General features: G+C 32.0%; 11 protein-coding genes. 10 read left to right on the top strand and 1 reads right to left on the bottom strand.

The annotated features are described in order from the left end of the window. The first annotated feature begins 131 nt into the window (after positions 1-131). The 4 genes from guaA to BMY33_RS16670 all read left to right on the top strand — a co-directional run bounded on the left by guaA (position 132) and on the right by BMY33_RS16670 (position 5,040). Positions 132-1,664, top strand: coding sequence for a glutamine-hydrolyzing GMP synthase (gene guaA, locus BMY33_RS16655; protein ID WP_091410659.1), 1,533 nt, complete (start codon positions 132-134; stop codon positions 1,662-1,664). Positions 1,665-1,724: 60 nt separating this feature from the next. Next, positions 1,725-3,887 carry a LysM peptidoglycan-binding domain-containing protein gene (locus BMY33_RS16660; RefSeq protein ID WP_091410660.1) on the top strand — a complete coding sequence of 721 codons (2,163 nt, stop codon included), beginning with the start codon at positions 1,725-1,727 and terminating at the stop codon, positions 3,885-3,887. Between the two features lie 372 nt (positions 3,888-4,259). Further along, entirely contained in the window at positions 4,260-4,793 is a 534-nt protein-coding gene (locus BMY33_RS16665) for a DUF922 domain-containing protein (RefSeq protein WP_091410662.1), read from the top strand. 22 nt (positions 4,794-4,815) lie between these two features. Then, complete coding sequence (locus BMY33_RS16670; RefSeq protein ID WP_091410664.1) at positions 4,816-5,040, top strand: DUF3820 family protein; 225 nt, start codon at positions 4,816-4,818, stop codon at positions 5,038-5,040. Between the two features lie 76 nt (positions 5,041-5,116). Here BMY33_RS16670 and lysA read toward each other — a convergent pair whose 3' ends face one another. Beyond that, positions 5,117-6,349: a diaminopimelate decarboxylase gene (gene lysA / locus BMY33_RS16675; protein WP_091410666.1), complete on the bottom strand. Its 1,233-nt coding sequence runs from the start codon at positions 6,347-6,349 to the stop codon at positions 5,117-5,119. Between the two features lie 177 nt (positions 6,350-6,526). Here lysA and BMY33_RS16680 point away from each other — a divergent pair, with 177 nt between their 5' ends. The 6 genes from BMY33_RS16680 to BMY33_RS16705 all read left to right on the top strand — a co-directional run bounded on the left by BMY33_RS16680 (position 6,527) and on the right by BMY33_RS16705 (position 11,842). After that, the gene (locus BMY33_RS16680) at positions 6,527-7,162 is read left to right on the top strand and encodes an LON peptidase substrate-binding domain-containing protein (RefSeq protein ID WP_091410668.1); all 636 of its coding nucleotides are present in this window, start codon (positions 6,527-6,529) and stop codon (positions 7,160-7,162) included. 155 nt (positions 7,163-7,317) lie between these two features. Then, positions 7,318-8,511: an ADP-forming succinate--CoA ligase subunit beta gene (sucC, locus tag BMY33_RS16685; protein WP_091410670.1), complete on the top strand. Its 1,194-nt coding sequence runs from the start codon at positions 7,318-7,320 to the stop codon at positions 8,509-8,511. 79 nt (positions 8,512-8,590) lie between these two features. Next, a complete protein-coding gene (locus BMY33_RS16690) occupies positions 8,591-9,097 on the top strand; it encodes a cupin domain-containing protein (RefSeq protein ID WP_091410672.1) in 507 nt (168 codons plus the stop codon). A 232-nt stretch (positions 9,098-9,329) separates the two neighbouring features. Next, positions 9,330-9,836, top strand: a complete 507-nt coding sequence (locus BMY33_RS16695; protein WP_091410674.1) for a ferritin — start codon at positions 9,330-9,332, stop codon at positions 9,834-9,836. A gap of 483 nt (positions 9,837-10,319) precedes the next feature. Continuing rightward, on the top strand, positions 10,320-11,084 hold the full coding sequence (locus BMY33_RS16700; protein WP_091410676.1) for a YARHG domain-containing protein: 765 nt from the start codon (positions 10,320-10,322) through the stop codon (positions 11,082-11,084). After that, entirely contained in the window at positions 11,081-11,842 is a 762-nt protein-coding gene (locus BMY33_RS16705; RefSeq protein WP_091410678.1) for a hypothetical protein, read from the top strand. The genes BMY33_RS16700 and BMY33_RS16705 overlap by 4 nt, the downstream gene beginning before the upstream one ends. The last annotated feature ends 62 nt before the right edge of the window (positions 11,843-11,904 follow it).

The following is an 11,904-nucleotide window of genomic DNA, read 5'->3' on the forward strand; positions in this document are numbered from 1 at the left end:
TTTTCTATAAATATACTAAGTATGTCTGTATTTTTTTTGAGAATTGATAGGGTGTTTGTAAAATAACAGTCTAAGTTGAAAAATATCTCAGTTAGGATTTCGAGGGTTGTAATTTAATTTTATTTTTGCCTATGCAAAATAACAAGGTACTTATTTTAGATTTCGGATCACAAGTAACACAACTTATAGGACGCCGAGTAAGAGAACTAAATATTTATTCAGAAATACATCCGTACAATAAACCTCCAGAAAATATCGCCGAATATAATGCTGTAATTTTGTCTGGTAGTCCACTTTCGGTAAGAGGAGATGATGTTGCGCATCCAGATCTATCAGAGATACAGGGTAAAAAACCATTATTAGGTATTTGTTATGGAGCTCAATATTTAGCACACTTTGGTGGTGGTCGTGTAGCAGAATCTAATACAAGAGAGTATGGTAGAGCAAACTTGTCATATATAGGCAAAAATGAATTATTTCAAAATATTTCTGAAGGGTCTCAGGTTTGGATGAGTCATAGTGATACGATTAAGGAATTACCAGCTAAAGCAACTCTTTTGGCGAGCACCCAAGATGTAGAAAATGCAGCATTTAAGATTGATGGAGAAGAAACGTATGCGATTCAATTCCATCCCGAAGTATATCATTCTAAGGATGGTACGCAACTTTTAGAGAACTTTTTAGTAAACATAGCAGGTGTTGCTCAGGATTGGACTCCTGATTCTTTTGTAGAAGAAACGGTGAAAAACCTAAAAGAACAATTAGGAAATGATAAAGTAGTTTTGGGATTAAGTGGAGGAGTGGATTCTACCGTAGCGGCAGTGTTGCTTCATAAGGCAATCGGAAGCAATCTTCATTGTATTTTTGTTAATAATGGATTACTCCGAAAAAATGAATTTACATCTGTACTAAAACAGTATGAAGGTATGGGGCTTAATGTAAAAGGAGTAGATGCTTCGGCACGCTTTTTGGAAGCTCTAGCAGGTGAAAGTGATCCAGAAGGGAAAAGAAAAATAATAGGTAGAGTATTTATAGAAGTTTTTGATGATGAAGCAAACCAAATAGAAGATGCTAAATGGTTAGCACAAGGAACTATATATCCTGATGTAATTGAGTCTGTTTCTGTTAATGGAGGTCCATCTGCTACGATTAAATCTCATCATAATGTAGGTGGTTTGCCTGATTTTATGAAATTGAAAATTGTTGAGCCTCTAAAAATGTTATTTAAGGATGAGGTAAGAAGAGTTGGAGCGTCAATGGGACTTGAATCAGATTTGTTAGGAAGGCATCCATTTCCAGGGCCTGGATTAGCAATTCGTATTTTAGGAGACATTACTCCAGAAAAAGTTAGTATTTTGCAAGAGGTTGATGCTATTTTTATAAATGGATTGAAAGACAATGGACTTTATGATAAGGTATGGCAAGCTGGAGCAATTTTGTTACCAGTACAGAGTGTCGGTGTTATGGGAGATGAGCGTACCTATGAAAAATGTGTAGCATTAAGAGCAGTAGAAAGTACTGATGGGATGACTGCTGATTGGGTAAATCTTCCATATGAATTTTTGCAAAAAACATCTAATGAAATAATAAATAAGGTAAAAGGCGTTAATAGAGTAGTATATGATATCAGTTCGAAACCGCCTGCAACTATAGAGTGGGAGTAATATATTTTATATATTGACACTTTGATTCGTGAAGAATCAGATCCATTAAAATTAAATCGAATGAAAAAAATATTGTTGTTCTTTTTTGTGCTTTTTATTACCAGTATTGGTTTTGCTCAGCAGTATAAAAGTCATAAAGTTGTTCAAGGAGAAAATGTGTATAGAATTGCGAAGCGATATAATACAACTCCAGAAGCAATTTATAAAATAAATCCAACTTCTAAAGAAGGGATTAAGGAAGGGCAAATCCTTGCTATTCCTGTAACTAATGATAATGAATATCAAATTCATGTAGTAGCGGAAGGAGATACTGTATTTAACCTTTCACAAAAGTATAATACTACTCAAGAAGCAATTTATAATTTAAACCCTGATGCAATAAACGGGATTAATCTTGGGCAGATATTAAGAGTTGCGATATTAGAGAAACCTAAGGAAGAGAATACACCGACAGAAAATGTAAGTGATCCCGTTCTGGATAGTATCAAGCCATTGGAGGAGATACGTCAAATAGTTCGTTTTAAAACTCATAAGGTTAGAAGAAAAGAAACTTTATATGGAATTGCTAAAAAATATGATATTACTATAGATGATATAAAAAAGCATAACAAAAGATTGTATTCTGAACAGGTTCGAAAAAGGGATAGAATTAGAATACCTGTATATGCCGAAAAAGCTGTAGTAGAAACAGAAGTTCCAAAAGATACTTTGAGCAGTAGAGTTTCTACAACTACTAAATATGTAGTGCAGCCAAAAGATACTAGATATAGAATTGCTAGAAGACACGGTATTACTGTTGGAGAGTTAGATCAACTAAACCCAGAAATGGATCCTAATTTTCCCATCGGAATGGAGATTGTGGTACCAACGACCATATTTGTTCCTCTAAAAGAGATTATTGATTCAGATTTTGAATTGTACGAAGTGCAACCAAAAGAGACTGTATATAGCATTCTTAAAAGAACTGAAATTTCTTCAGATTCTTTATTTAATATGAACCCATACTTGAGAGATGGTCTGAAAGCGGGTATGGTGATTACATTACCTAAGAGAGGTGAGGTAGATTCTCTTGCAATTGATTTTCCAGAGAAGAAAATAGTTCCGTTAGAGAATATGCTTTCAAATTTTAAAATGAAAAAACTTGCTGTAATGTTACCATTTGGTTTAGATACATTAAATCTGAATGAAAGACAGCAGACAGAGGATTTTTTGAAAAGCAGAAAAGCAAGAGGAACAAGGGTCGCTTTAGATTTTTATAAAGGAGTTCAGATCGCAGTAGATTCAGCTAAAAGTAGAGGGTTAAGTATTGATTTAACTGTTTTTGATACTGAAAAGAACAATAACAAGAGTCATATAAAACAATTAATTGATCAAAACAATTTTGATGAAATGGATGTTGTAATTGGACCACTTTATCAGGCTAATGTAGAAACTGTTGCTGCTGAATTAAAAAAGTATGATACTCCAGTAATTTCTCCAATTTCGAATAGAGAATCAAAGTTGTACAGTAATTTTTTCCAAACAATACCGACAGACATAATGCTTCAGGATAAACTGATTAATTATGTAGCTAAGGATTCTACCGATAAAAATATCGTTATTATTGTGCAGCAAGGGAAAAAGAAACATGAAGAAATAAAAAATAAGTTGATTGCTAAATTTCCTGAAGCAAAGATTGCAAGAATAGAAGAAGGGAATTATGTGTATGAAGTGCATCTTAATAAGGTGTTGGCAAAAAACAAACCAAATTGGGTGTTTTTAGAATCGGATGATGTAGCTATGATAAGTAACGTTACGCCTTTACTTAATGCTAAGGCAGAAAGCCATCAAATTACTTTATTCACTACTGATAAGAACAATGCTTTTGATGATGATAATATTAAAAATGAATATTTGTCTAAATTACATTTGCATTACCCCTCTATTGATAAGGAGTTTGATAATTACGATGAAACCAGAATGACTCCGTTTGTTGCGAGATATAAAAAACAATATGGAACTATCCCTAGCAAATATGCAGTGAGAGGTTTTGATATTACATATGATATCTTAATGCGTTTAGGTTCTGCAGATGATTTATACCATGCAGCAACTTTTGAAGGTACAACGGAGTATGTTGAAAATAAATTTAATTACGCTAAAAAGCTTTTAGGAGGCTATTATAACAAAGCTTCTTATATTATTAAATTTGATGATGAATTGAAGCTTACAGTGATAGAATAAAATTTATTTTATCAATAATTAATTTTAAAGCTGATTTTAAAATCATTTTTTTTATTTTTAGATTCTGAACTTTATTGTTTTTTAATATAAAAACAGTATTAGAAAGTGAATTTTAGTGAAGACTTTAAGGTGATTTAAAGTCATGGTATGGAAATTGATATACAAATTATATACAATTTTGATAGACTAAAGTAAATTCGAAATTTTGGAAAAATTGTTTCGATTGGGATAGATATAAATATGAATTGTATATCTGAAAATTAATAAAGATTATTTGAGCAAAAATTATCAATACTTAGCCCCGTATTGTATATTTTAGATACTTAAATACAAGAAAACAACAACTATTAGCCGGGCATAATTATTGCAATTATGGGTAAATTTTTTACTATTCTCTTAGTTTTAGTTTTTGCTAATCATGGATATGTAGAGCGTTTTTCTTATGCAGAAAAGAGTAAGTTAGATTGGTCAGATTTTAGGGGAGAACCTAAAGTCGATAGCAGTTTTGATGCTAGTGTCAATACAGGAATAACTTATCAATGGTCTATAAGTAAGGATTATGGGAAAATTGAATTAAAATATGAAGTGGACAGCTTTTGTTATCCCTCACTATCGTGGGTGAAAAAAGGTCAGTCCACTAAATACTTATTGCTTCACGAACAATTGCATTTTGATGTATCTGAATTGCATGCCAGAATTATGCGCAAAAAATTGAAAGAGTATAAGCCGGGTAAGAATGTCCGTAAGGATCTTAATAAGATGTACAAAAGAGTAGAGCGGATGCGGATTAATATGCAAGAACAATATGATTTAGAAACAGATCATTCAAAAAATAAAACAAATCAGAAAAAATGGGAAAAGAAGGTGAAGAATTTAATGTGGTATTATAGAGCTTACGCAAAATAAACTTACGCTTACTTAACCGTTTATGGATCTTCAATCCCAGAAAGATTTTTTAGTTAAACTTGCCAATACCAAAATGCCTTTTGGTAAATATAAAGACAGATATCTTATTGACTTGCCAGAACATTATATTGTTTGGTATCACAATAAAGGGTTTCCAAAAGGTACTCTAGGTAGACAGATGCAGACTGTTTATGAACTTAAGTTAAATGGTCTGGAGTATTTAATAAGAAATATTAGAAAACTTTAATAGAATTATAGAAAAAGCAAAAAATGCAACAAGTATATATTTTGTTGCATTTTTTGGTAAAAGATTAAATAGTTTTTTATGAAGCAGGTACTTCGACTTTATTAAATATATCTATGTCTATCTGATTTTTAGTAATGTCATCAAAAGTTTCACGTTTGCGAATCAAATGTGCCTTATTATTATGCCAAAGCACTTCTGCTGGACGAAAACGAGAGTTGTAGTTGCTTGCCATAGAAAAACAATAAGCACCTGCGTTTTTAAATGCAAGTATATCGCCTTCAGTAATTTCTAATATTCTTCTGTTAGTAGCGAAGGTGTCTGTTTCGCAAATATATCCTACAATAGAATAGAAGCGCTCTCTCCCTTTAGGGTTGGATACATTTATAATTCCATGATATGAATCATAAAACATAGGTCTTATTAAATGATTAAAACCACTGTCAATTCCTGCAAAAACTGTAGAAGTTGTTTGTTTTACTACATTAACTTTTGCAAGAAAATATCCGGCTTCACTAACTAGAAACTTTCCTGGTTCAAAACCTAAAATAAGTTCTTTTCCATATTCTTTACAAAAGGTGTTGAAACGTTTTGTTAGCTTTTCACCAAATTCTTCAATATTAGTTTCAATATCACCTTCTTTATAGGGAACTTTAAAACCACTTCCGAAATCTATAAAATCTAAGTTTTTGAAGTTTTTAGCGGTTTCAAAAAGAATTTCGCTTGCATATAGAAATACATCAACATCAAGAATATCACTACCTGTATGCATATGAATACCATTAATATTCATCCCTGTATTCTCTACAATTCTTAGGATGTGTGGGATTTGATGAATAGAAATTCCAAATTTACTGTCGATATGACCTACAGAGATTTTACTGTTTCCTCCAGCCATAACATGTGGATTGATTCTAATACAAACAGGTACATCTGGATGTTTTGTTCCGAATTGCTCTAGTATAGATAAATTGTCAATATTTATCTGTACACCCATTTCAGAAACCTTTTCAATCTCTTCTAGCGAAACTCCATTAGGAGTAAATATAATATTAGCCGGTTCTACTCCTGCTAATAATCCTAATTTAACTTCTTGAATAGATACAGTATCTAATCCAGCACCTAATGAATTCATTAGTTTTAAAATCGCAAGATTAGACAATGCCTTGACTGCGTAGTTAAGTTTTACATGTTTCACCTGTTTAAAAGCACCTGTAAGGCGTTCATATTGTGAAACAATTTTTTCGGAGTCATAAACATATATAGGACTCCCAAACTCTTCTGCGATTGCTAATAAATTTGCGTTTTCCATGGTAATTAAATTAAGCTTACGAAATTACTATTTTTACTATAAATTTCCTCTAAGCGCCGCGTAATTAGTATAAAATTATGTAAACCTAAAAAAAATGAGCTTCAAATAACGAATTTTTGATTTTTGAACAGATATCGTACATCTAGTAGTTCTTTATTTAGTATTTTTAATAAAAAAATGTTAGCACTTTTTCCTTTACAATTAGTTGTGTATCCTGGCGAACGATTACCTCTTCATATTTTTGAAAAGAGATATCAACAGTTGATATCTGATTGTGAAGAAGAAGGTATCTCGTTTGGCGTTCCAACCTTTATAGACAAAAAGCTAGAATATGGCACGGAAGTTACTTTGCAAAAAGTAGAAAAAAGATATCCAGATGGAGGAAGTGATGTAGTTTGTTTAGGGGCGAGAGTGTTTAGAATTGAAAGTTTTTATCCTCAACTTCCAGGTAAACTATATGCAGGAGGAGAGGTGCAATATTTAGAGGATGATGAAAATGGGATAGAGGAACTACAAGAAGAGTTATTAAAAAATATAGCAATTTTATATGTGGAACTGACTATAGAAAAGCCCCCGTTATTTAATATTCCATTCGTAAGTTATCAAGTGGCTCATAAAGTTGGCTTAGCATTACACCAAGAGTATCATTTATTAAAGTTAAGAAGTGAATTAGAGCGACTTAATTATCTCATCGGACACCTTAAAATTACCATTCCTGTAGTGCGAGAAATGAATAGAGCTAAAGAAGTAATTAAGATGAATGGACACTTCAAGAATTTTGACCCTTTAGATTTTGAAGATTTTAAATTATAAGCTATCGTAATTCGAATTCAGCGAATTTTTAATGCTATTTTTTGGGATAATGAGAGAGGTCTCTTGATATAACTTTTTTTACCAGAAAAGATTGGCACAGTAACTTCACTTTTCATATTTTTGAAACTCCTATTCAAAAGGCAAAAAATAAGACTATGAACTTACACGAATATCAGGGTAAAGAGATATTAAGTAGCTTTGGTGTGCGCATCCAGCGAGGTATTGTTGCACAGAATGCTAAAGAAGCAGTTGCTGCTGCAAAACAATTAACTGCAGAAACAGGTACTGGATGGCATGTAATTAAGGCCCAAGTGCACGCAGGTGGTCGAGGAAAAGGTGGTGGTGTGAAACTAGCTAAAAATCTTCAGGAAGTTGAAGATATAGCAGGACAGATCATCGGAATGAATTTGATAACTCCACAAACTTCTGCTGAAGGAAAAAAAGTACACCAAGTATTAGTTGCAGAGGATGTATATTATCCAGGTGATAGTGAACCAGACGAATTTTATATTTCTGTATTATTGAATCGTACTACTGGACGAAATATGGTTATGTATTCTACAGAAGGTGGAATGGATATCGAAACGGTTGCAGAGGAAACTCCACATTTAATATTTACAGAAGAAATTGATCCTTCTGTAGGGTTATTACCTTTTCAGGCAAGACGTGTTGCTTTTAACTTAGGATTAAGCGGTGGTGCATTTAAAGAGATGACTAAATTTGTAAAAGCATTATATACTGCTTATGTAAAATCTGATTCTTCTATGTTTGAGATCAATCCTGTTTTAAAAACAAGTGATGACAAGATCATGGCAGTTGATGCTAAGGTAACAATTGATGATAACGCATTATATCGCCATAAGAACTATGTGGATATGAGAGATATTCGTGAAGAAAATCCAATCGAGGTTGAAGCGAATGAAGTTGGACTTAATTATGTGGATCTTGATGGTAATGTTGGATGTATGGTAAATGGTGCCGGTCTTGCAATGGCGACAATGGATTTGATCAAACAAGCTGGTGGAGAACCTGCTAACTTCCTTGATGTAGGAGGTACAGCAGATGCTAAACGTGTAGAAGAAGCTTTTAGAATTATCCTTAAGGATACTAACGTAAAAGCAATTTTGATAAACATATTTGGAGGAATTGTTCGTTGTGATAGAGTAGCTCAAGGAGTAGTTGATGCCTATAAGAATATGGGGGATGCTATTAATGTACCTATCATCGTTCGTTTACAAGGGACAAATGCAGATATTGCTAAAGAATTAATAGATAATAGCGGATTAGATGTGCAGAGTGCTGTGCAATTCCAAGAAGCTGCTGATAAAGTACAAGCTGTATTAGCATAATAATATCTAAATTAATTACAAGGTATTTTGAAGCGATCCATCATTTGGATCGCTTCTTTTTTTAGCTAAAACTTATATTATGGATAAAAAAGTAGAAAAAATCGTTCTAAAGTTAGATATGAAACCACATCCTGAAGGAGGGTTTTATAAGGAGACGTACAGAAGTACAGGAGTTATTCCTAAAGATACTTTAGAAGAAGGTTTCTCAGGAGATAGGAACTATTGTACAGGTATTTATTTCTTATTGACATCAAAGAATTTTTCGGCTTTTCATAAAATAAAGCAAGATGAGATGTGGCATTATTATGTAGGGAGTTCGTTATATGTACATGTAATAACTCCTAATGGGAAGTATACCAAATATACTGTAGGGATGAATTTAGATGAAGGGGAATCACCGCAATTGGTTGTTCCTGCTAATAGTTGGTTTGCGTCAAGTGTAAAAGATGATGAAGGGTATTCTTTTGTTGGATGTACCGTATCTCCAGGATTTGATTTTGAGGATTTTGAATTGGCACAAAGGAGCTTTTTAATAAACCAATATCCGGATCATTTGGATATAATTTCGGAATACACGCGTCAATAAATTTATAAAACTATTAATAAAATCTTTTTTTAAGATTTTGATTGTTAAATAGTCTGATTTTAAATTAGAAGAAAACACTAATTAAAACTATTGAAAGGACTAATATTTATGTACTTTTATTTAATTGCGATAAAATTGGACATAACAAGTTTTTCTGGATATGAATGAAATAATTACTTGATATGTTTTTTGTAGCAATCAAAAGAATATTATAAATACAAGAAATAAAACTATGATACCTGAAATAGAGAAATCTTTAAATGACCAAGTACAATATGAAGCTAAAGCATCTGCTCAATATCTTTCAATGGCTTGTTGGGCTGATGTAAACGGTTACAATGGGATAGCAGATTTTTTTTATACTCAGTCAGAAGAGGAGCGTGTGCATATGACTAAGTTAGTTAAGTTTATTAACGAAAGAAATGGAGAAGCAGTAATTCCTGCTATCGATAAACCAAGGAATGATTTTAAGTCTTTAAGAGAATTGTTTGAAATTTTCTTAGAAAGCGAGGAGTTTGTTACTGCTCAGATTAACAATGTTATTTTTCAATGTCTAGAGCATAAAGATTATAATGTACATAATTTTATGCAATGGTATGTGGCGGAGCAATTAGAGGAGGAGGCTGTGGCAAGAACGTTATTAGATAAGTTAAAAATTATCGGTGATGATAAATCAGGGCACTATTTATTCGATAGAGATATCAATACTTTTCAGATAAGTAATTCACAACAAGAGTAGGTAACTAACTTGTTGTTAATAAGTCACTAAATAAAAATAAAAGATTCTTTTTTTGAGAGTCTTTTTTTTATATTTTTGTGCTTTATTTAGATTCAATAAAAATTAAATAATAGTGCAAAGTTCGGATATACCATCTTTATATTCTCCTTGTGCTTCATTAAATTGTGAAGTGAGTTGTGGAGGAAAAAAGAAGAAGTGTTGTAAAAAATATAAGAAAAAAGGGAAATCTAATTGTAAGAGATGCCCTAAGCTTTAAGCTGCCTTAAAGTATAAATTGAATAAATTCTATTAAGCACGCTATTGCGTGCTTTTTATTTTTTTAAAAAGCATATTCATAGTAGGTGAAATCTTATTCAAGATAAAATAGAATTAAAAATATAAAACTAAAAGATTGATAGATCCTTGGGATTTAGCTAATCTTTTTTAGATTTGTATTTCTCCCCAAGTTTAAATTTAACTAACCTGCATACAACTAGATTTTTTATGATTAGATATGTAGTATTACTCTGTATGTTTATTACCATTGTAATGAATGCACAGGAAAGTGAGTTTGATGAATTACTTGATTTATTTGAAGAACCTAATAAACAAATTCCAGTTGATCAGGCGTTGAAATATTTTGATTTTAAATCTACGGAAAGAGCAGATGCTTTATTAACGGGAGAAATAGTTGTCAAGACAAGTAACTATGTCATTTTATCAACTGTAATGAATTGTAATGTTGGAGTAAGTTGCGAGCAATCATCTATAACTTCATTTACTACCCTTGGTGATAGAATTAATACTATTGCTTTTGAGAGAAAAATAGCAGATTGTTCTTTTGATGACTCACGAACATCGGTTTTTGTGTCTAGTAACTTGTTGGTGTTTAAGGAGGTTAGAGAAAAATTGGATTGTATAGGGGATGGTAAGCAAATAGGAATAAAAATGTGGTTAGAATTTCAACCAATAAAAGGAGATGGTACGTTCTCTAAACCATATACAGATCTAAAAGCGATAGAAAGAGAGAATTATATATATTCTCATCGAATTTTTACAGTAGATGAGTTAAATGATAAAACTGAAGAAGAATTAGCAGTTATTAAAAATGAGATTTTTGCTTCTCATGGATATATGTTTACCAAAAAGAAATGGCAAGATTATTTTGAATCAAAATCTTGGTACATGCCTTCTGAAACTGATGCTGCTGATAAGTTAACAGCTATAGAAAAGAAAAATATAGAATTAATTTTAAGTCTTAAACAATGAGGGTGTTTCTGTTGTTTTCTTTCCTGTTTTGTTCTTTAACATCTTTTGGTCAGACAAGAACAATTCATGTTTTTGTTGCGCTTTGTGATAATGTAAATCAAGGAATTGTTCCTGTACCACAAAAAATAGGGAATGGTCAGGATCCTAAAAATAATCTTTATTGGGGAGCAGGATATGGTGTGAAAACATTCTTTAAAGTTAAAACAAAAGATTGGCAACTAGTTAGAACTATAGCACCTAAAGACTTTCATGTCTTAGAAAGATTACTATTTAAACACGTTAGTAAAGATGTGTATATGTTGGCTGACGCTTATGATGGAGCCGAAATTAAACAAAGTATAGAACATTTTTTGAGATCATCTAATGGTCAGATACCTGCACAAATAAAAGAAAAAGATAAGATTTTAAATTTTGGAGGAGGAGCTGATTTGTTAGCATATGTTGGACATGATGGTTTAATGGATTTTAATGTAAATATTACCTATAAAGAATCTGTTTCTAAACCTAAAGATGTTATGATCCTAGCTTGTTATAGTAAAAGTTATTTTTCTCCAGAAATAGAGAAAGCTAATGCGAATCCGGTATTATGGACAACTCATCTGATGGCTCCGGAGGCTTATACATTGAAGGCGGCAATAGACGGATGGATGAGAAATGAATCTGGCAAACAGATTGATGAAAGAGCTGCGCAATCATATCATAAATATCAAAAATGTGGTATTAGAGGAGCTAGGAATTTATTTACAACTGGTTTTTAGGTTGTATATTATTAGTTCAATTTTAATTTTTCTTTATACTATAAACCACCAAAAGTGTTTCC

Origin of the sequence: Aquimarina amphilecti (assembly GCF_900109375.1) — a bacterium.
Classification (GTDB): domain Bacteria; phylum Bacteroidota; class Bacteroidia; order Flavobacteriales; family Flavobacteriaceae; genus Aquimarina; species Aquimarina amphilecti.